Source organism: Pseudomonas rubra (assembly GCF_028656935.1).
Lineage (GTDB): Bacteria > Pseudomonadota > Gammaproteobacteria > Pseudomonadales > Pseudomonadaceae > Aquipseudomonas > Aquipseudomonas rubra.
Genome location: NZ_JAMDGZ010000029.1, coordinates 22,819 through 42,448, shown reverse-complemented (window position 1 = coordinate 42,448; position 19,630 = coordinate 22,819). Strand labels below are relative to the sequence as shown.

The 19,630-nt window shown below is 61.7% G+C and carries 20 protein-coding genes and 5 tRNA genes; 19 read left to right on the top strand and 6 right to left on the bottom strand.

Features of this window, described 5'->3' with window-relative positions; genetic code table 11:
- The first annotated feature begins 18 nt into the window (after positions 1–18).
- Complete coding sequence (locus tag M5G17_RS14350) at positions 19–504, top strand: glutathione peroxidase (protein ID WP_273893554.1); 486 nt, start codon at positions 19–21, stop codon at positions 502–504.
- Here the strand turns inward: M5G17_RS14350 and M5G17_RS14345 are convergent.
- Positions 497–2,857 carry a response regulator gene (locus M5G17_RS14345; protein WP_273893553.1) on the bottom strand — a complete coding sequence of 787 codons (2,361 nt, stop codon included), beginning with the start codon at positions 2,855–2,857 and terminating at the stop codon, positions 497–499. The genes M5G17_RS14350 and M5G17_RS14345 overlap by 8 nt on opposite strands.
- Before the next feature lie 82 nt (positions 2,858–2,939).
- On the opposite strand from M5G17_RS14345, the gene M5G17_RS14340 reads away from it, so the two are divergent.
- Complete coding sequence (locus M5G17_RS14340; protein ID WP_273893552.1) at positions 2,940–3,830, top strand: ATP-binding protein; 891 nt, start codon at positions 2,940–2,942, stop codon at positions 3,828–3,830.
- On the top strand, positions 3,827–4,309 hold the full coding sequence (locus M5G17_RS14335; RefSeq protein WP_273893551.1) for a GAF domain-containing protein: 483 nt from the start codon (positions 3,827–3,829) through the stop codon (positions 4,307–4,309). The genes M5G17_RS14340 and M5G17_RS14335 overlap by 4 nt, the downstream gene beginning before the upstream one ends.
- Before the next feature lie 65 nt (positions 4,310–4,374).
- On the opposite strand, the gene M5G17_RS14330 is transcribed toward M5G17_RS14335, so the two are convergent.
- Complete coding sequence (locus M5G17_RS14330; protein WP_130265678.1) at positions 4,375–5,142, bottom strand: hypothetical protein; 768 nt, start codon at positions 5,140–5,142, stop codon at positions 4,375–4,377.
- Positions 5,143–5,477: 335 nt separating this feature from the next.
- Between M5G17_RS14330 and M5G17_RS14325 the strand changes: the two genes are divergently transcribed.
- From M5G17_RS14325 to M5G17_RS14305, 5 genes are all read left to right on the top strand, one after another.
- A tRNA-Glu gene (locus M5G17_RS14325) sits at positions 5,478–5,553 on the top strand.
- 2 nt (positions 5,554–5,555) lie between these two features.
- A tRNA-Gly gene (locus M5G17_RS14320) sits at positions 5,556–5,631 on the top strand.
- 102 nt (positions 5,632–5,733) lie between these two features.
- Positions 5,734–5,809: transfer RNA gene (locus M5G17_RS14315), tRNA-Glu, on the top strand.
- A gap of 6 nt (positions 5,810–5,815) precedes the next feature.
- Positions 5,816–5,891, top strand: a tRNA-Gly gene (locus M5G17_RS14310).
- A 94-nt stretch (positions 5,892–5,985) separates the two neighbouring features.
- Positions 5,986–6,061 (top strand) — tRNA-Gly (locus M5G17_RS14305).
- 57 nt (positions 6,062–6,118) lie between these two features.
- Here the strand turns inward: M5G17_RS14305 and M5G17_RS14300 are convergent.
- From M5G17_RS14300 to M5G17_RS14290, 3 genes are all read right to left on the bottom strand, one after another.
- Positions 6,119–6,484: a hypothetical protein gene (locus M5G17_RS14300; protein ID WP_273893550.1), complete on the bottom strand. Its 366-nt coding sequence runs from the start codon at positions 6,482–6,484 to the stop codon at positions 6,119–6,121.
- Between the two features lie 75 nt (positions 6,485–6,559).
- Positions 6,560–6,967 (bottom strand): PA2817 family protein, encoded by a 408-nt coding sequence (locus M5G17_RS14295; protein WP_273893549.1) that lies wholly within the window; start codon positions 6,965–6,967, stop codon positions 6,560–6,562.
- Positions 6,968–7,035: 68 nt separating this feature from the next.
- On the bottom strand, positions 7,036–9,483 hold the full coding sequence (locus tag M5G17_RS14290) for an acyl-CoA dehydrogenase (RefSeq protein ID WP_273893548.1): 2,448 nt from the start codon (positions 9,481–9,483) through the stop codon (positions 7,036–7,038).
- A 183-nt stretch (positions 9,484–9,666) separates the two neighbouring features.
- On the opposite strand from M5G17_RS14290, the gene M5G17_RS14285 reads away from it, so the two are divergent.
- The 3 genes from M5G17_RS14285 to M5G17_RS14275 all read left to right on the top strand — a co-directional run bounded on the left by M5G17_RS14285 (position 9,667) and on the right by M5G17_RS14275 (position 12,138).
- Complete coding sequence (locus tag M5G17_RS14285; protein WP_273893547.1) at positions 9,667–10,290, top strand: glutathione S-transferase family protein; 624 nt, start codon at positions 9,667–9,669, stop codon at positions 10,288–10,290.
- Between the two features lie 139 nt (positions 10,291–10,429).
- Positions 10,430–11,362, top strand: a complete 933-nt coding sequence (locus M5G17_RS14280; RefSeq protein WP_273893546.1) for an ABC transporter ATP-binding protein — start codon at positions 10,430–10,432, stop codon at positions 11,360–11,362.
- The gene (locus tag M5G17_RS14275) at positions 11,359–12,138 is read left to right on the top strand and encodes an ABC transporter permease (RefSeq protein ID WP_115085910.1); all 780 of its coding nucleotides are present in this window, start codon (positions 11,359–11,361) and stop codon (positions 12,136–12,138) included. The genes M5G17_RS14280 and M5G17_RS14275 overlap by 4 nt, the downstream gene beginning before the upstream one ends.
- Here M5G17_RS14275 and M5G17_RS14270 read toward each other — a convergent pair.
- Entirely contained in the window at positions 12,106–12,648 is a 543-nt protein-coding gene (locus tag M5G17_RS14270; RefSeq protein WP_273893543.1) for a DUF2062 domain-containing protein, read from the bottom strand. The genes M5G17_RS14275 and M5G17_RS14270 overlap by 33 nt on opposite strands.
- 143 nt (positions 12,649–12,791) lie before the next feature.
- Between M5G17_RS14270 and M5G17_RS14265 the strand changes: the two genes are divergently transcribed.
- The 8 genes from M5G17_RS14265 to murB all read left to right on the top strand — a co-directional run bounded on the left by M5G17_RS14265 (position 12,792) and on the right by murB (position 19,623).
- Positions 12,792–15,014 carry a DNA internalization-related competence protein ComEC/Rec2 gene (locus M5G17_RS14265; RefSeq protein WP_273893542.1) on the top strand — a complete coding sequence of 741 codons (2,223 nt, stop codon included), beginning with the start codon at positions 12,792–12,794 and terminating at the stop codon, positions 15,012–15,014.
- Between the two features lie 70 nt (positions 15,015–15,084).
- A complete protein-coding gene (locus tag M5G17_RS14260) occupies positions 15,085–15,720 on the top strand; it encodes a MotA/TolQ/ExbB proton channel family protein (protein WP_273893541.1) in 636 nt (211 codons plus the stop codon).
- Positions 15,717–16,148 carry an ExbD/TolR family protein gene (locus tag M5G17_RS14255; RefSeq protein ID WP_273893540.1) on the top strand — a complete coding sequence of 144 codons (432 nt, stop codon included), beginning with the start codon at positions 15,717–15,719 and terminating at the stop codon, positions 16,146–16,148. The genes M5G17_RS14260 and M5G17_RS14255 overlap by 4 nt, the downstream gene beginning before the upstream one ends.
- The gene (gene lpxK / locus M5G17_RS14250) at positions 16,148–17,158 is read left to right on the top strand and encodes a tetraacyldisaccharide 4'-kinase (protein ID WP_273893538.1); all 1,011 of its coding nucleotides are present in this window, start codon (positions 16,148–16,150) and stop codon (positions 17,156–17,158) included. The genes M5G17_RS14255 and lpxK overlap by 1 nt, the downstream gene beginning before the upstream one ends.
- Before the next feature lie 38 nt (positions 17,159–17,196).
- Positions 17,197–17,382 carry a Trm112 family protein gene (locus M5G17_RS14245; RefSeq protein ID WP_038994143.1) on the top strand — a complete coding sequence of 62 codons (186 nt, stop codon included), beginning with the start codon at positions 17,197–17,199 and terminating at the stop codon, positions 17,380–17,382.
- Positions 17,379–18,143 (top strand): 3-deoxy-manno-octulosonate cytidylyltransferase, encoded by a 765-nt coding sequence (kdsB, locus tag M5G17_RS14240; protein ID WP_273893537.1) that lies wholly within the window; start codon positions 17,379–17,381, stop codon positions 18,141–18,143. Before M5G17_RS14245 ends, kdsB begins: the two co-directional genes overlap by 4 nt.
- Positions 18,143–18,607 carry a low molecular weight protein-tyrosine-phosphatase gene (locus M5G17_RS14235; protein WP_273893536.1) on the top strand — a complete coding sequence of 155 codons (465 nt, stop codon included), beginning with the start codon at positions 18,143–18,145 and terminating at the stop codon, positions 18,605–18,607. Before kdsB ends, M5G17_RS14235 begins: the two co-directional genes overlap by 1 nt.
- Entirely contained in the window at positions 18,604–19,623 is a 1,020-nt protein-coding gene (gene murB / locus M5G17_RS14230; RefSeq protein WP_273893535.1) for a UDP-N-acetylmuramate dehydrogenase, read from the top strand. Before M5G17_RS14235 ends, murB begins: the two co-directional genes overlap by 4 nt.
- Positions 19,624–19,630: the final 7 nt, after the last annotated feature.

Below are 19,630 nucleotides of genomic sequence, written 5' to 3'. Positions count from 1 at the left end.
GAATAAAGGAGAAAGGTCATGGCCGACGCACTGCTGAAGATTCCCTGCATTACCCTCAACGGCGAGCAAAAAGCCCTGGCCGACTACCCCGCCAAGGCGCTGCTGGTGGTCAATACCGCCAGCCAGTGCGGGTTTACCCCGCAGTACAAGGGCCTGGAGCAGCTCTGGCAGCGTTATCGCGAGCAGGGGCTGGTGGTGCTGGGCTTTCCGTGCAATCAGTTCGGCAAGCAGGAACCGGGCGATGCGCAGGCCATTGCGCAATTTTGCGAGCTCAATTTTGGTGTCAGCTTCCCGCTGTTTCGCAAAATCGAGGTCAACGGCAAGCGTGCCCATCCGCTCTTCGTCGAACTCAAAGAGCGCGCCCCGGGTCTGTTTGGATCGCAACGGATCAAGTGGAACTTCACCAAGTTTCTGCTCGATCCGGCCACCGGCAAGGTCACGCGCTACGCGCCGAGCACCAAGCCCGATGCCCTGACTGGCTCGATCGAAAAGCTGCTCAGGTAGCGGTCAGCGGTACCCAGTGGTCGATCAACGCCAGCAGTTCTTCGCGGCGAAACGGTTTGGCCAGGTAATCGCTCATGCCCGCCGCCCGGCAGCGTTCGCGCTCTTCGGGCATGGCGTTGGCGGTCAGGGCGACAATGGGCAGGTCTGGCCAGCGGCCGCTCTGGCGAATACGCCGGCTGGCCTCATAGCCATCCATCACTGGCATGTTGCAATCCATCAGCACCAGCTCGAACGTCCCCTGCTCCAGTTGCTCAAGGGCTTCGGCACCATGGGCGGCGACGCTGACCTCGCAGCCGAGCTTGGCCAGCATGCCCTTGGCCACCAATTGGTTCACCGGATTGTCTTCGACCAGCAGGATGCGCGCGCGGCGTTCGCTGGCTTGGGCACCATCGAGCGGTGACGGGTTGATGCTGTCGGCACCGTGCAAGGTGCGTCGCAGGGTCTGGTACAGGGCATTGCGCGCCAGTGGTCGCGCCTGCTGCTGCAGTGGCGCCAGGTACGCGGCCTGTTCGCCGGGCAGAAAATTGCCGTAGGCGGTCACCAGCAAAATTGGCGCACTGATGTGCGGGCGCAGGCTGAACAGGCAGTCCAGATCATCAGTAATCAGCAGGTCCGGGGTGGTGTGGTGAAGCTGCGCTGGGCTGTCGTAGCGCTGGTAGTCCAGGCCCCAGCTGGGCAGTAGCGTTTGCAGCAGTTCGGCCAGGCCGCTACTGGCACTGCTGATTGCCGCAATGCTGCCGCGCAATGAGGGCGCAGGTACCGCCGCGCTATGGCTGGGCAGCGGCAGTTCGGCGCTGAACTGGCTACCAAAGCCGGCTTCGGAGCTGATGCTCAAGCGACCCTGCATGGCTTCACAGAGGTTATTGGTCAGCGCTAGGCCCAGGCCGGTGCCACCATACTGGCGGGTGATGCCGGCGCCAGCTTGGGTGAAGGGCTGGAAGATCCGTACCTGGGCTTCGCTGGGGATACCGATACCGGTATCGCAGACGTCCAGGCGAACCCCGCCGGGGTAGCTGCTCAGGCGCACATCGACCCGGCCGAAGCGGGTGAACTTTAAGGCGTTGGACAGCAAGTTGCTGACGATCTGCCGTACTCGGGTCGGGTCGCCGAGTACCATCGAAGGAAAGTGCGGATCGATCAGGCAGGTCAGTTCGACACTCGGCGCGGCATTTTGTGACAGCAGGTTGGCCGTGTCTTCGACCAGGGCGCCGAGGTCGAAGGGAATGCGTTCGAGCTCCAGTTGCCCAGCATCGAATTTGGACAGGTCGAGAATATCGTTGAGCAGCTCGACCAGTACCTTGCCCGAGTCGTGGGCAATCGACAGTTGCTGGCGTTGCTCGGCATTGAGCGAGCTGTCCAGCGACAGGGCGATCATGCCCAGCAGGCCGTTGAGCGGTGTGCGGATCTCATGGCTCATGTTGGCCAGGAAGGCTGCGCGGGCCTGGGCCATGTCCAGCGCTCGGCGCCGGGCTTCTTCGAGCTCTTCGTTGGACTGGCTGAGGCGGGTGTTGCTGGCCTTGAGCTCGTTGGTGCGCGCCGAGACGATGTTCTCCAGTTCGTTGAGGTAGTCGGTCAGGCGGTTTTCGGCGTTGCGCCGCTGCTGGATCTCGGTGGCCATGCTGACGAACTGCTGGTTGGCGACTTTGACCAGCACGCCGATTTCGTCGTGCTCGTGGCCCGGCGGAAACGACAGCTTGGATTGTGCCGGGTTGCGTGAGTCGCTGTTGCTCAGGGCGCTGATGACCCGCACCAGTGGCTGGGTCAGCATGATGTAGAACAGACCGAGAAGAATGCCGGTCAGGATCAGGCTGCGCATGAAGCCGTTGAGCAGGGTGACTTCGGCGCGCTTGAGAAAGCGGCTGCCGAAGGCAAAGGTGTCGACCTCCAGGTACAGGGTGCCGAGGTACTCGTCAGGCATATGGCTGAGAAACAGTCGATCATGGAACTGGCGCGAATCACTGAACAGGAAGTCGCTGATCAGCCGGTAGCTGCTTTCCTGGCGTGGGCGCTGAACATCGGCAAGGACCGTTTCGTTGTTGTCGATCAGCCAGGCACGGGTGATCGCCGGTGATTGCAGCAGGCCGCGGGTCAGCTCCTGGGCCAGTTCGGCGTCGATGTTGTAAGCGATGCGTGAGGCCGGGTTGTGGCTGATTTGCAGCAGTGCCTGCATCTCGCGGTTGATGGAGGCGTCTTCACTGGCATAATCGATACCGATCTGGATGAGACTGAGCAATGTACCCAGGATGAAGCCGACAAGGACTGTCAGCCGGGCTTGCTTGTAGGACAGGCGATTGGTGAACTTGATATCCATGAGTCCCGAGCCAGTTTCACGTTCCGTGCGCTGCGCAAGCATAGCCGATCAACCCCGGCTGCTGGCACGCCCTGTCACACATTCAGCGGTGCTTTTGTCCTTGTATCTGTCTTGAGGAAGTCTTGTGGACTCACGTTTGAATGCTTTTCTGGAGCGCGCCGAAACCGTGCTCGCTCGTCTTGAACCATTGTTGCCGGCACTGCGCCCGAGCATCGACTGGTCCGAGTGCCTGGCTGCACGTTGGCAGCGCGATGGTCGCAGCGGCTATTTGTTGCCACTGCAGGTCAGCCTCGACATGCGCTTGTCCGACTTGATCGGTGTCGATCAACAGCGTGAACAACTGGGCCGCAACACCCGTCAGTTTCTCGATGGCATGCCGGCCAACCATGCCTTGCTCTGGGGCTCGCGGGGTACCGGCAAGTCGTCGCTGATACGGGCGCTACTGGCTGAGCACGCCGAAGCCGGCCTGCGCCTGATCGAGATCGAACGCGATCACCTGGCCGACCTGCCGCGAGTGGTCGAGCAATTGCAAAAACTGCCGCAACGCTTTGTGCTGTTCTGCGACGATCTTTCGTTCGAAGCCGGGGAGGGCGATTACCGGGTGCTCAAGAGCGTGCTCGATGGTTCGCTTGAACAGGCGCCGGACAACGTGCTGCTGTATGCCACCTCGAACCGCCGACACCTGGTGCCGGAAAAGCAGAGCGATAACGAAAACTGGAAGAGGGTCGACGGCGAGCTTCATCCAAGCGAGGCGGTGGAAGACAAGATCGCCCTGTCGGACCGGTTTGGCCTGTGGCTGTCGTTCTATCCCTTCACCCAGGAGCACTTCCTCAACGTGGTCGAGCACTGGATCACCGAGCTTGCGCAGCACGCGGGCCTGGACTGGCGTCGTGATGAGGAATTGGAAATACTTGCTGTGCGCTGGGCGACCGGGCGCGGCAACCGTAATGGCCGTTGTGCCTACCAGTTCGCCCGTTACTGGGTGGGGCTGAAATTGCTGGAGCAAAAATCATGATCGACCTCAACGCTACCGGCGCCGGCCTTGAAGGCTATGGCCTGCTGGCGGCACAGCTGGAAGCCCTGCTGGCCGATGAGCGTGACTTCATCGCCAATGCTGCGCAGTTCTCGGCGTTTCTTTACAGCCAGGTCGATGACCTGAACTGGGCTGGTTTCTATCTCAACCGCAACGAGCAACTGCTGCTCGGGCCTTTCCAGGGACAGGTGGCCTGCGTGCGCATCCCCTTCGGTCGTGGCGTGTGCGGTGCGGCGGCGGCCACCCGGCAAACCCAGCGGGTAGAAGACGTGCACGCATTTGCCGGGCATATCGCTTGTGACAGCGCGTCGAACAGTGAGCTGGTGATTCCGCTGGTCAAGGACGGGCGGCTGATTGGCGTGCTGGACCTGGACAGCCCGAAGCTTGCGCGTTTCAGTGAGGTGGATCAGGCGGGGTTGGAGCGCTTGGCGGGGATTTTCTTGCGACTGACGGATTGCTGACAATCGCGGGGCAAGCCCGCTCCCACAGAGAGTGCTGTGGGAGCGGGCTTGCCCCGCGAAATGTATCAGTCGTAGATGACCTTTTTCTTCCAGTCTTCGGTAGTGTCGGTCTTCAGACCTTCGGTCAGGGCATTGTTGTCGTCTTCGGCCGGTTCCAGCTGGCTGAGCACCTGGGCATTGGCTCGGGCCAGGAGTTTCTCCATATAGTCGAGCTGCTCGCGGTACAGCGTCGGGTCAGGTTGCTTGCGCAGGTACTGCACGCCGCGTTCGAAAGCCAGGCGAGCGTGGCCCGGCTGGTTCTGTTGCAGCGCCTGCTGGCCGAGGTTGTTGAAAAACTCGATGTGCAGCAGCACGAGGATATGGCGGATTTCCTTGACCCAGTACTTGGCTTCGTTGGTGGGCAGGAAGCCCTCCTGGGCGGCGCGGGTAATCTGGTTGTGCATGCCTTCGAGCAAAAAGCGCACATCCTTGGCCCGGGCTTCGGTCTGGATCGGCATCGGCGGGTTGTTGACCGGCAACGCTTCACCCTTGGCAATCAGGCCTTCGAGCTCACTGATGCGCGCGCGTATATCGCGGCTGTGCTTGTCCAGTGCCAGTTGCCGCTGGTTGAGATTGAGTTCCAGGCGGGTCAGCAGCAGCTTGAGCGCCGGGGTCATCAATTGGCCGGGGAAGGTTTCGGTGATTTCGCCACAACGGCGCAAGCGATCCGCCAGCTCGATCTTCAGCCGGGCACGCTCGAGCTTGTTGTTCTCGACCACGTTGTTCAGGTAGCCGATCACGATCAGTAACGCGATTCCCGCTACTATAAGCAGGGTGATCAGAAGTGGTGTCACCGTTAACGCCTCATACAGGATGATTTACTGTTTGAGTGTAGTGGCTAAGCATTTGGCCGGATAGAGCTGTTTGGCGGTTGCTTGCAAGCGGTAGATGGCCTTTTGCTCTTGGATTGCCGTGGCTGCTGGGCCGCAGGCGGGTAGGGGTGCCAGAAAAAAATCGTCAAGAGCCCGGCGCGAGAAGTCATGGTGCAAGGCCGTAAAGCATCGGGAAGTCATTGATTTAAATAAATTTATACAGAGGGGTTGACGACTTCTCAAAGCATCCCTAGAATGCGCGCCACTTGCAGCGTAAAGCACACAGCGAAACGCAGCAGGGAGTGAAGTTGTAGTGTGTCCCCTTCGTCTAGTGGCCTAGGACACCGCCCTTTCACGGCGGTAACAGGGGTTCGAGTCCCCTAGGGGACGCCAATGCGGGAATAGCTCAGTTGGTAGAGCACGACCTTGCCAAGGTCGGGGTCGCGAGTTCGAGTCTCGTTTCCCGCTCCAGTTTACAAAGGCTTTGCTTAACGGCAGGGCTTGTAAAAACCCAGCGTCAGATCTCACGGTTTGAGTTGGTAACTGAAGCATGCGTTGCATGTTTCGGGCGTCGTCCCCTTCGTCTAGTGGCCTAGGACACCGCCCTTTCACGGCGGTAACAGGGGTTCGAGTCCCCTAGGGGACGCCATTTTTTGCGGGAATAGCTCAGTTGGTAGAGCACGACCTTGCCAAGGTCGGGGTCGCGAGTTCGAGTCTCGTTTCCCGCTCCAAATATGGTGCTCCAGCGTTTGATAACGCTGTAGTGATAGAAGCAGGGCGTAATGGCCTGGTTTCTCGCCGGGTTTACCGGTCGCTACAAAGTTTGCGGGAATAGCTCAGTTGGTAGAGCACGACCTTGCCAAGGTCGGGGTCGCGAGTTCGAGTCTCGTTTCCCGCTCCAAATAAAGAAACGCCGTTCGTTTGAACGGCGTTTTTTTTCGTCTCGATTTTTGTCGGGTTAAGCGATGTACTTGAAATGCAGGCGAGTCGTGCTGTCGTTTGTTGTCAGCTCCGCGTGCAGAATCGCCTCTGACGGGCAACCGTTGGCAAAGAGAATGCACTCGATACCGGTGTTCGCCTCGTTGGTCTGGAAGTTGTCGATAAAGGGGCGCCCCCCTCTGGCCTGCTGCTGAGCTTGGTTGCGGGCGGAGATTGTCAGGGATGGAGCGTCAGGGAAGTAGTCGTCGAGTGATTCGTAGATTTCTTCGATGACAGCAGGCGAGATCTCGTACCGCTGCCTTAAGGTTTGGCTGTCTCGACAGGCAATGGCGCTGACGAAATCGTGAAGCACTTCGTATTCATGATCGGTTAAAGGTGCATCCATCCGTACCTTCTCCATCCATGTACTGTTTTGCCAACATAGCAGGCGGTGAATTGCTCACCGCCTAGACCCTCTGAATCAGTGCTTGCTGTCGTCTTCCGACATGCTCAGCAGCTGTTTCTCCTGGTTCCAGTCGAAGGGCTCGTCATTTTGCTCGGCCTCGAAGCGGCGCTCTTCCAGTTCCTGGTACATGTCCAGCTCGTTCTCCGGCATAAAGTGCAGGCAATCACCGCCAAAGAACCACAGCAGGTCGCGTGGCACCAGGTGCGCGACCTGTGGGTAGCGCTGGATGACCTGGCATATCAGGTCCTGGCCAAGATAAGTGCTTTCCGGGTCGACGGGCAGTTGCAGCATCAGGTCGTCGAAGCGCTCCAGAAACAGCGCGTGGCTTTCTTCCGGCACCTGCTCGGCTTCGCCCAGGGCAACCAGAATGGTGCGCAGGTGGGTGAGCAGGGCGAGATGGTATTCCAGGCGATCGGTAGCCATGCTGGCAGTCCTCTTGAGCAAAAACGGGCGCGGGAGTATACGGCTCCCGGCGCCCGATGTCCCGGCCCTTAGCGAATCTTGCCGTCGGCCGGTAGCAGTTGCTCCTTGTCGAAGGCATCGACGTCGATTACCTGGCGCCGCGCCGTTTCCGCCGCCTGCAGGCTTTGCGCCTCGTTGGCTTGCAGTACGCCGGCGTGCAGGGCGGCATCGATTATCGATTCGCCGGGGGCTGGGGCAAGCTGGCCGCTCTTGACTGCCTGATGCAGTTTTTTGTGCAGCGGTTCGCTGGCGCTGAGTTGGTCGTAGGCATGCTGCAGGGCGGCGACCGGATCTCCATCCGCTTGCGGCCGGTAGCAGCCGGCGAGCAGTTCTTCAAGCGCCGGGTCGCCTTTGGCTCTGCCGATCAGCTCGGCGACTTCGGCGTCCAGTCCATCGCTTGGGCCAGTATGGCGACGGCCGAAGGGGAAGACCACCAGGCGCAGGGCGCAACCGAGCAAGCGGTTGGGGAAGTTGTCGAGTAGCCGGTCCAGGGCTTTTTCGGCCTGACCGAGGCTTTCTTCCAGGGCCCAGCGTACCAGTGGTTGCAGGTGCTCGGGCGAGTTCAGATCGTAGTAGCGCTTGAGCGCCGCCGAGCCTAGGTACAGGTGGCTGAGCACATCCCCCAGACGCGCCGATAAACGCTCGCGGCGCTTGAGTTCACCGCCGAGCAGCATCATGCACAGGTCGGCCAGCAGGGCGAAGGCCGCTGCCTGGCGGTTGAGGGCGCGGAAGTAGCCCTGGCTCAGGGCGTCACCCGGGACCTTCTCGAAATGCCCCAGGCCCAGGCCGAGCACCAGGGTGCTGGCGGCGTTACCCACGGCAAAGCCGATGTGCTGCATCAGCAACTGATCGAACGCCTTGAGCGCCTGGTCGTGGTCCTCGCGACCGGCCAGGGCCATCTCCTTGAGCACGAACGGATGGCAGCGAATCGCGCCCTGGCCGAAGATCATCAAGTTGCGTGAAAGGATGTTGGCGCCTTCGACGGTAATGAAGATCGGTGCCCCTTGCCAATTGCGCCCCAGGTAATTATTTGGGCCCATGATGATGCCTTTGCCGCCGTGGACATCCATGGCGTGCTGGATACATTCGCGACCGCGCTCGGTGAGGTGGTACTTGAGGATTGCCGAGAGTACCGAGGGCTTTTCGCCCAGGTCCACGGCCTTGGCGGTCAGCAGGCGGGCGCTGTCCATCAGGAAGGCGTTGCCGCCGATACGTGCGAGGGATTCCTGGATGCCTTCGAAGGCCGCCAGTGGCACATTGAACTGCTCGCGGATGCGCGCGTACTGGCCGGTGACCAGGCTGGTGTATTTGGCTGCGCCGGTGCCGACCGCCGGCAGGGAGATCGAGCGGCCCACCGACAGGCAGTTCATCAGCATCATCCAGCCCTTGCCGAGCATGTCCTGGCCGCCGATGAGAAAGTCCAGTGGCACGAACACGTCCTTGCCGCTGTTGGGGCCGTTCATGAACGCCGCACCCAGGGGTAGGTGGCGCTTGCCGATCTCGACGCCGGGGGTGTCAGTGGGAATCAGCGCCAGGCTGATGCCCAGTTCTTCTTTGCCACTGAGCAGGTGCTCGGGGTCATAGGCCTTGAAGGCCAGGCCCAGCAGGGTGGCGACCGGGCCGAGGGTGATATAGCGTTTCTCCCAGTTCAGGCGCAGGCCGATGACGTCCTCGCCTTGCCACTGGCCCTTGCAGATGATGCCGGTATCGGGCATCGCCCCGGCATCGGAGCCGGCCAGCGGGCCGGTAAGGGCGAAGCAGGGGATCTCCTCGCCGCGGGCCAGGCGTGGCAGGTAGTGATTACGTTGCTCGTCGGTGCCGTAATGCAGCAGCAGTTCGGCCGGGCCCAGTGAGTTGGGGACCATCACGGTCGAGGCGAGGTCGCCGCTGCGGGTCGCCAGTTTCATCGCCACTTGCGAGTGGGCATAGGCTGAGAAACCTTTGCCGCCATACTCCTTGGGGATGATCAGGGCAAAGAAGCCGTGATTCTTGATGTGCTCCCAGGCCGCTGGCGGCAGGTCCAGGTCCTGGCCGATCTGCCAGTCGCTGACCATGGCGCAGAGTTCTTCGGTGGGGCCATCGATGAACGCCTGTTCCTCTTCAGTGAGCTCGGCCTTGGAGTAGCCGAGCAGGGTGTTCCAGTCTGGTCGGCCGCTGAACAGCTCGCCGTCCCACCACACGGTGCCAGCGTCGATGGCTTCGCGTTCGGTCTGCGACATCGGCGGCAGGGTGCGCTGGAACCAGCCGAACAAGGGCGCGGTGAGTACTTTGCGGCGCAGGTCGGGCAGCAGCAGAGGTGCAGCCACTGCCGCCAGCAGCAGCCAGAAAATCGTCAACAGCCAGCCTGGTGCGTGGCTGAAGATACCCATCGCCAGCAGGTACAGGGCAATGATGCCCAACGCCGGCAAGACGGCAAGGCGACGGTGGGCCAGGTAGGCCGCGCCGATCACCAGCACCACTAACCACAACAGCAACATAGCAATTCCTCCGTGAAACATCGGGGCATTTCGCCATCCATCGAAGCTTAGACCGCATCCGCTAAACGGCTTGTCTGAACAGTGACAGGGCATGTGCGCAGGAGTTCGACCCAGCGCCAAACGATTGCCAGCGCAAGCGCCTGGAGTAGACTGGGCGACCAGCAACGTCATCAGGGAATCGTCATGCTCAAGATCTGGGGTAGGAAGAACTCGTCCAATGTCAGGAAAGCACTCTGGTGCGCTGAAGAGCTCGGGCTTGAGTATGAGTCGATCGACGCCGGTGGCGCCTTTGGCCTGGTCAACGAGCCGCAATACCGAGCGCTGAACCCCAACGGTCTTGTACCGATGATCGAGGACGACGGCCTGGTGCTGTGGGAGTCCAATGCCATTGTCCGTTACCTGTCGGCGCAGTACGGCCTTGAGTCGGGTTGGTATGAAGCTGATGCACGCAAGCGTGCCGAGGCCGACAAGTGGATGGACTGGGTGACCTCGTCCCTGGCCGCACCGTTCCGTCCATTGTTCTGGGGCATCCTGCGTACGCCTGCCGAGCAGCAGGACTGGGTCGCAATCAATGCCGCGCACAAGACCTGCGCTCAGTTGCTGTCGATTGCTGACCAGGCCCTGGCGCACAGGCCTTACTTGTCCGGCGAGCAACTGGGCATGGGCGATATCCCGCTGGGCTGCTTTGCCTACGCCTGGTTCCAGATGCCCATCGAGCGCCCCGAGATGCGTCACTTGCGCGGCTGGTATGAGCGCTTGCAGGAACGTCCGGCCTACCAGGCGGCGGTGATGACGGCACTGACCTGATCATTGCGCTAAACCTGATAGTTATTATCGATACACATGACTGTACTTGTCTGGCCTGCACAAGCACCATGGTCATATTCACTGCGGCCGGTCTTGCCCGGCTGCGTCTAGAACCTTCCAAACTGGTACGCGACCCGCTATGAGTTCTGCTCTGTCCATAAGGCAGCTAACCAAAACCTACGGCAACGGTTTCCAGGCCCTCAAGGGTATTGACCTGGATGTCGCCGAAGGTGACTTTTTTGCCTTGCTCGGCCCCAATGGCGCCGGTAAATCCACCACCATCGGCATCCTCTCGACCCTGGTCAACAAGACCAGCGGCAGCGTCAATATCTTCGGTCACGATCTTGATCGGCAGCCTGCCGCGCTCAAGCGTTGCATTGGCGTGGTGCCGCAGGAATTCAACTTCAACCAGTTCGAGAAGACCTTCGACATCGTCGTGACCCAGGCCGGTTATTACGGCATCCCGACCAAGGTGGCCAAGGAGCGTGCCGAGCAGTACCTGACCCAGCTAGGCCTGTGGGACAAACGTGATGTGCCGTCGCGCTCGCTGTCCGGTGGCATGAAGCGCCGACTGATGATTGCCCGTGCCCTGGTTCATGAGCCGCGCCTGTTGATCCTCGATGAGCCTACAGCCGGTGTCGACATTGAGCTGCGCCGTTCGATGTGGAGCTTTCTCACCGAGCTTAACCAGAAGGGCATCACCATCATCCTCACCACCCATTACCTGGAGGAGGCTGAGCAGCTGTGCCGGCACATCGGCATCATCGACCATGGCACCATAGTCGAAAACACCAGCATGCGCGCCTTGCTCGGCAAACTGCATGTCGAGACCTTCGTGCTCGACCTCAAGCATGACCTGCCCCAGGCGCCAATCCTGATCGATTACCCGTGCCGCTTGATCACCCCGCACACCCTGGAAGTGCAAGTCGACAAGGAAGTAGGCATCACCGCGCTGTTCGGCCAACTGGCGCTGCAGAACATCGAAGTGCAAAGCCTGCGCAACAAGACCAATCGTCTCGAGGAGTTGTTTGTGTCCCTGGTTGAGAAAAACCTGGCAAAGGTGGCGGTATGAGTTCGGAGCTGAGTGCCAACCTGGTCGCCCTCAATACCATCGTCTACCGCGAAGTACGCCGCTTCACCCGGATCTGGCCGCAGACATTGCTGCCACCGGCGATCACCATGGTCCTGTACTTCGTGATCTTCGGTAACCTGATCGGCCGGCAAATCGGTGACATGGGTGGCTTCACCTACATGGAGTACATCGTCCCGGGGCTGATCATGATGTCGGTGATCACCAACTCCTACGGTAACGTGGTGTCGAGCTTTTTTGGCAGCAAGTTCCAGCGCTCGATCGAAGAGTTGATGGTCTCGCCCGTGTCGCCGCACACCATTCTCGTTGGCTACACCCTGGGTGGGGTGCTACGCGGCCTGGCGGTGGGGGTGATCGTCACCTTGCTGTCGTTGTTCTTCACCGACCTACAGGTGCACCACCTGGGCGTGACCATTGTCGTGGTGCTGCTGACGGCGACGATCTTTTCGTTGCTGGGCTTTATCAATGCTGTGTTCGCCCGCAACTTCGATGACATCTCGATCATCCCGACTTTCGTGCTGACGCCGCTGACCTACCTGGGCGGGGTGTTCTATTCGATTACCCTGCTGCCGCCATTCTGGCAGACCGTGTCGATGGCCAACCCGGTGCTGCACATGGTCAACTCGTTCCGCTACGGCATTCTCGGCGTGTCCGATATCCGTATCGGCGTGGCCATCAGCTTCATGCTGGTCGCCACTGCGGTGCTGTATGTCGGGTGTGCGCGGCTACTGGTCAGTGGGCGAGGAATGCGTACCTGACTGCTTGTCCTTGCGCCGGCGCCACTGTCGGCCTACCCACCAGCGCCAGTAGAGCATGGTCAGGCAGTAGGCGAGGGCGCCGAGCAGTACGCCACACACCACCGAGCCGAGCAGGAACGGCTGCCACAAGGTCGACAGCTGGTCGGTGATCCATTCGAAGGTGAGTTCTTCAGGCAGGGTGCGGGGTGGGATCTGCATCAGCCAGGCGCCCATCTGATAGGTGCAGAAGAATACCGGCGGCATGGTGATCGGGTTGGTCAGCCACACCAGGCTGACCGCGATCGGCATGTTGCCACGCACCATGATTGCCAGGCTGGCGGCGAGCAGCATCTGCATCGGAATCGGAATGAACGCGGCGAACAGGCCGACGGCCATGGCGCGCGCGACCGAGTGCCGGTTGAGGTGCCAGAGGTTGGGGTCGTGCAACAGCCGGCCGAGAAAGCGTAAGGATTTGTGTTCCCTGATGCTGGTCGGATCGGGCATGTAGCGTTTGAAGAGACGACGCGGCATGAGGGGTCTCGGCAATCTGAAGGGTGCCAGTATGCACGGATTCTAAAAGTGCCTTGTTCAGACTTTGTGACAATTATTTAGCGAGCCGTCGCCGTCACTGATCTAAGCCTCAGGAGGTGGTTTACTTCTGGAGCTTCACGCTTATGCGCACAGGGATGTTGGCGCTTGCACTCGGGCTGCTCAGCCTCGGGTTGCTACCGGCTTTGCCGTCCGTCTGGACACTTGTCCTGCTGATATCTATCGGGTTTTGCTGCCTGGCTTCCAGGTTCTGGCCAGTTGGGCTATTGCTGCTGGGCTTGAGTTGGGCCTGTGTCTCGGCGCAGTCGGCGCTGGATCAGCGCCTGGCAGCGCACCTCGATGGTCGCACTCTGTGGATCGAAGGCCGGGTCACTGGTTTGCCGGAGCAGGGCGCACGCTCGGTGCGCTTCGAACTGAGCGATGCACGCTCGCGTCGTGCCCAGTTGCCGCCGCGGATGCAACTTAGCTGGTTCGGCGGACCACCGGTCAACAGTGGTGAATATTGGCGATTGGCCGTCAGCCTCAAACGCCCCTCAGGCTTGCTCAATCCTCACGGCCCGGATCAGGAGGCCCGCCTGCTGGCTCGGCGTATCGGCGCCACCGGCAGCGTCAAGGCCGGCGAGCGCCTGCAGCCAGCGACTGCGGCCTGGCGCGATGACCTGCGCCAGCGCTTGCTGGCCGTCGATGCCCAGGGCCGAGAGGCGGCGCTGGTGGCGTTGATTCTCGGTGATGGCGGCGGGCTCGCACGGCAAGACTGGCAAGCCCTGCAAGCCACCGGCACGGTGCACCTGCTGGTGATTTCAGGCCAGCATGTAGGCCTGCTGGCCGGGTTGGTGTACGCCTTGATTGCCGGGCTGGCGCGCCTGGGCTGGTGGCCGCAGCGGCTGCCCTGGCTGCCCTGGGCTTGTGCGCTGGCATTCGTCGCAGCCCTGGCCTATGGCCTGCTGGCCGGGTTTCAGGTGCCGGTGCAGCGAGCCTGCATGATGCTGGCTATGGTGCTGCTCTGGCGTCTGCGTTTTCGTCACCTGGGCGTTGGGCTGCCGCTGTTGCTGGCGCTCAATGCCGTGCTGCTATGGGAGCCACTGGCCAGCTTGCAGCCAGGTTTCTGGCTGTCATTCATGGCCGTGGCCGTTCTGATCTTTACCTTCAGCGGCCGCCTGGGCGCCTGGAACCCTTGGCTGGCCTGGAGCCGCGCCCAATGGTTGATCGCCATCGGCTTGTTGCCGGTGCTGCTGGTGCAAGGCTTGCCGGTGAGCCTGACTGCGCCGCTGATCAATCTGCTGGCCGTACCGTGGATCAGTCTTGCAGTATTGCCATCGGCGCTGCTGGGCACCCTGTTGCTGCCTGTGCCCTATGTGGGTGAGGGGTTGCTATGGCTGGCGGGCGGATTGCTTGACGGCTTGTTTCGTCTGCTGGCTGAAGTGGCGGCCTGGCAACCGGCCTGGTTGCCCGAGCCGCTGCCTTTCTGGGCCTGGTTGCTGGTATGCCTGGGGGCTTGGCTGCTGCTGTTGCCGCATGGATTGCCTATGCGCCTGCTCGGTTGGCCGTTGTTACTGCTGGCGGTGTTTGCACCCAGAGAGCGGGTGCCCCTGGGGCCCGCCGAGGTCTGGCAGTTGGATGTTGGTCAGGGGCTGGCCTTTGTCTTGCGTACGCGGCACCACGCCATGCTCTACGATGCCGGACCCGCCATGGGCGATTTCGATCTGGGCGAGCGGGTGGTGTTGCCCAGCTTGCGCAGACTGGGTGTGCGCAGGCTGGACCTGATGCTGCTCAGCCACGCCGATGCCGACCACGCCGGTGGCGCCCGCGCCGTGCAGCGCGGCTTGCCGGTGTTGCGGGTGCTCGGTGGTGAAGCGGCGGCATTGCCTGAAGTGCTCAAGGCGCAGCCGTGCCGCAGCGGCGAACGGTGGCAGTGGGACGGGGTGAATTTTTCCCTTTGGCAATGGCGTGACGCCAGCGACAGCAACCAGGATTCCTGTGTGCTGCTGGTTGAGGCTCAAGGCGAAAAGCTGCTGCTCACCGGCGATCTCGATGCCCGGGGTGAACGGGCCTGGGTGCGTGACTGGCAGGCGAGCCGGGTCGACTGGCTGCAGTCGCCGCACCACGGCAGTCGCAGTTCCTCCAGCGAGGCCTTGCTCAAGGCCACAGCTCCGCGCGGTGTGCTGATTTCGCGCGGGCGCTACAACGCGTTCGGTCATCCGCATCCGCAGGTGCTGGCGCGCTATCGGACGCACGGTATCCAGGCCTACGACAGTGTCGAGTACGGTGCGCTGCGCTTGCGTCTGGGCACCTTCGGCGAGCCTGAGGGGCTGCGTGCCCGGCGGCGTTTCTGGCGCGAGCCCAGATGACGACCTTCGGCAGATGAGCCCCCTTGGGTCCTATGGTAAAGTGGCGGACTTTTTCGAGGGGATGCTTACTGTGTGGGAATTGGTCAAGTCCGGTGGCTGGATGATGCTGCCGATCATTCTGAGCTCCATTGCTGCCATGGCGATCGTCGCCGAGCGTCTCTGGACCCTGCGCGCCAGCCGGGTCACGCCACCGCACCTGCTGGGCCAGGTGTGGATGTGGATCAAGGACAAGCAACTTACCAGTGACAAGCTCAAGGCCCTGCGCGCCGATTCGCCCCTGGGCGAAATCCTTGCCGCCGGCCTTGCCAACTCGCGCCATGGCCGCGAGATCATGAAGGAATGCATCGAAGAGGCGGCTGCCCGGGTCATCCATGAGCTGGAGCGTTACATCAATGCCCTGGGCACCATCGCTGCCATGGCGCCGCTGCTTGGCCTGCTCGGCACCGTGCTGGGCATGATCGACATCTTCAGTGCCTTCATGGGCACTGGCATGACCACCAATGCATCGGTACTTGCCGGCGGTATCTCCAAGGCGCTGATTACCACGGCGGCGGGCCTGATGGTGGGTATCCCGTCGGTGTTCTTCCACCGATTCCTGCAACGCCGTATCGACGAGCTGGTGGTCGGCATGGAGCAGGAGGCAATCAAGCTGGTCGAAGTGGTGCAGGGCGACCGTGACGTCGACCTCAGCGAGGCCAAGGCGTGAAGTTTCGACGCAAGGCACGGGAGACCGTGGACATCAACCTGGCCTCGTTGATCGATGTGGTGTTCATCCTGCTGCTGTTCTTCGTGGTCACCACCACCTTCACCCGTGAGACCCAGCTGCGCGTCGAGTTGCCGGAGTCGGTAAGCGGTGCGCCGGCGCCGGATTCGGAACTCAAGCAACTGGACATCACCATCAGCGCCGACGGCGTCTATTCGGTGAATAATCACCTGTTGCCCAAGAGCGACCTGGCGACCCTGACCGAAGCCCTGCAGCAGGAATCTGCAGGTGATACCAAACTGCCGTTGTCGATCAGCGCCGACGGCAAGACCCCGCATCAGGCGGTGGTGACTGCCATGGATGCGGCCGGCAAGCTCGGTTTCAGCCAGTTGCGCATGACCACGGTCGAGGCGGCTCAGGGGACACCTTGATGGCCCTTGCTGACCGCTTGCTCGCGGCCTGGTACGCCGGGCATCCGGCCTTGGCGCTATTGCGTCCGCTCGAAGCCCTTTATCGCCAAGTGGTGCAGGGCAAGCGCGCGCGCTTTCTCAGTGGTGAAAGCCCCAGCTACCGCGCCCCGGTGCCAGTGATCGTGGTGGGTAACATCACGGTCGGCGGTACCGGCAAGACACCGATGATCCTGTGGATGATCGAGCATTGTCGCCAGCAAGGCCTGCGCGTCGGCGTGGTCAGTCGCGGTTATGGCGCCAAACCGCCGCAGTTGCCGTGGCGCGTGCGTGCCGAGCAGGGCGCGGCCGAGGCGGGTGATGAGCCATTGCTGATCGTTCAGCGCAGCGGTGTGCCACTGATGATCGACCCGGACCGTTCGCGCGCGGTGCAGGCGCTGCTCGCCAGTGAGCCGCTGGACCTGATCCTGTGCGACGACGGTATGCAGCATTACCGTCTGGCGCGCGATCTGGAGCTGGTGCTGATCGATGCCGCCCGTGGCCTGGGCAACCGCCGCTGTCTGCCGGCTGGCCCCCTGCGTGAGCCGGTCGAGCGTCTGCAGGCAGTCGATGCAGTACTCTACAATGGCGCCACGGCGGACCGCGAAGACGGTTTTGCCTTTGCCCTGCAACCTGCCGCGCTGGTCAATCTGCGCAGCGGCGAGCGTCACGGCCTCGACCATTTCCCGCCAGGCCAGGCGCTGCACGCCGTTGCCGGTATCGGTAATCCGCAACGTTTCTTCAATACCCTGCAGGGGCTAAACTGGCGTCCTGTGCCACACCCTTTTGCCGATCATGCCCAATACAGCGTCCAGGCCTTGAGTTTCAGCCCTGCGCTGCCCTTGGTCATGACCGAGAAGGACGCGGTCAAATGCCGCGCCTTCGCTGCCGACGACTGGTGGTACCTTGCGGTTGATGCTGTGCCTTCACCTGCCTTCCAGGCCTGGTTCGATGCTCAGTTGTCACGCTTGCTGCCCGCGTCGCGGCCCTCCTGATTCGTTTCTTTTTCCGGCCACTGGCCTGAGGAATTTCCATGGACACCAAACTGCTCGATATCCTCGCTTGCCCGATCTGCAAGGGTCCGCTCAAGCTTAGCGCCGACAAGACCGAGCTGATCAGCAAGGGAGCGGGGCTCGCCTATCCGATTCGCGACGGTATCCCGGTCATGCTTGAGAGCGAAGCGCGGACCCTGACCGACGACGAGCGTCTGGACAAATGAGCCTGGCCTTTACCGTTGTGATTCCGGCGCGCCTGCGTTCCACGCGCTTGCCCGGCAAGCCGTTGCTGCCGATCGCCGGCAAACCGATGATCCAGCACGTCTGGGAGCAGGCCCGCAAGAGCAGCGCCAGCCGTGTGGTGATTGCCACTGATGACGCGGATATCTTCAAGGCCTGCGAGGCGTTCGGCGCCGAAGTGCTGATGACCCGCGAAGATCATGACTCCGGTACCGATCGCCTGGCGGAAGTGGCTGCCAAGCTGGGCCTGGCCGTCGATGCCATCGTGGTCAATGTCCAGGGTGATGAGCCGCTGATTCCACCGGTGATCATCGATCAGGTGGCGGCTAACCTCGCGGCCCATCCTGAAGCCGGTATTGCCACCCTGGCCGAGCCGATCAGCGATGTCGAGGCCGTGTTCAACCCCAATGCGGTCAAGGTCGTCAGCGACTGCAACGGTCTGGCCCTGACTTTCAGCCGGGCACCTTTGCCGTGGGCGCGAGACACCTTTGCCCAGAGCCGTGAGCAGATGCCGCAAGGCGTACCGTATCGCCGTCACATCGGCATGTACGCCTACCGCGCCGGCTTCCTGCAGGATTTCGTCGCCTGGGGCCCGTGCTGGCTGGAGAAGACCGAGTCGCTGGAGCAACTGCGAGCACTCTGGCATGGCGTACGTATTCATGTCGCCGATGCCATCGATGCGCCGCCCGTGGGCGTTGACACCCCTGAAGATCTGGAGCGCGTCCGGCGCTTGCTGGAGGCCTGATGCGGGTTCTGTTCGTGTGCCTGGGTAATATCTGCCGGTCGCCCACCGCCGAAGGTGTGCTGCGCCATCAATTGCAGGCGCAAGGCCTGGGCGAGCTGATTGAAGTGGCGTCGGCCGGTACCGGGGACTGGCATGTCGGCAAGCAGCCAGATACCCGCACCTGTCGCACCGCGCGCATGCGTGGCTATGATTTGTCGCAGCAGCGTGCGCAGCAGTTCAAGGCTGCGCACTTCAATGACTACGACCTGATCCTGGCCATGGACAAGAGCAATCTTGGCCATCTGCAGGCCATGCGCCCGGCCACGGCCAAAGCCGAGCTGGACCTGTTCCTGCGCCGCTATGACGGTGCGCTGGACGAGGTGCCAGATCCTTACTATGGCGCCGAGCAGGATTTCGAAGAGGTCCTCGACCTGATCGAAATCGCCTGCAGCCGTTTGGTCATCGAACTCAAGGGCCGTCTATGAGTGAGCAGTGGCAGCAACAGGTATCGCTCAAGCCGTACAACACCTTTGGCATTGATGTGAAAGCGCGGTACTTCACCGAAGTCCACAGCGACGATGAGGTGCGCGGGGCGTTGGCTCTGGCAGGTAAGCAGGGTATTCCGGTGCTGGTGATAGGTGGTGGCAGCAATCTACTGCTGACCGCTGATATCCAGGCGCTGGTACTGCGCATGGCCAGCCGTGGGCTGCGTATCCTGTCTGACGACGGCGAGCGAGTGGTGGTGGAGGCCGAAGCGGGCGAGCCCTGGCATCCGTTCGTACAGTGGAGCCTTTCCCAAGGCTTGGCCGGGCTGGAGAACCTCAGCCTGATCCCGGGCACGGTGGGGGCTGCGCCGATGCAAAATATTGGCGCCTATGGGGTCGAGATCAAGGACGTGTTCGCCGGGCTTACCGCGCTGGATCGCCAGACCGGCGAGTTGCGTGACTTCAGCCTGGAAGAATGTGGCTTTGCTTACCGTGACAGCCTGTTCAAGCGTAATTCTGGGCGCTGGTTGATTCTGCGCGTGCGCTTTGCCTTGAGCCGGGTGATGCATGCGCACCTGGAGTATGGGCCGGTGCGTCAGCGTTTGCGCGAGCAGGGTGTCGACCAGCCGACCGCGCAGAATGTCAGTGATGCGATCTGCAGTATTCGCCGGGAGAAGTTGCCGGACCCTGTCGAGCTGGGCAATGCCGGCAGTTTTTTCAAGAACCCTGTGGTCGCTGCGGTGCTGGCCGACAGTATCCGCTTGCAGCATCCAGGGCTGGTGGCTTATCCACAGGCCGATGGTCAGTTCAAATTGGCTGCCGGCTGGTTGATTGAACAGGCTGGCTGGAAGGGTCATCGCGAAGGTGATGCCGGGGTGCATCGCCTGCAGTCGCTGGTGCTGGTCAACTATGGCCAAGCGACCGGTTTGCAGTTGCATCAACTGGCGCAAAAAATCCAGGCCGATATCCTCGAACGCTTCGGGGTTGAACTGGAGATGGAGCCAAACCTGTACTGACACACAG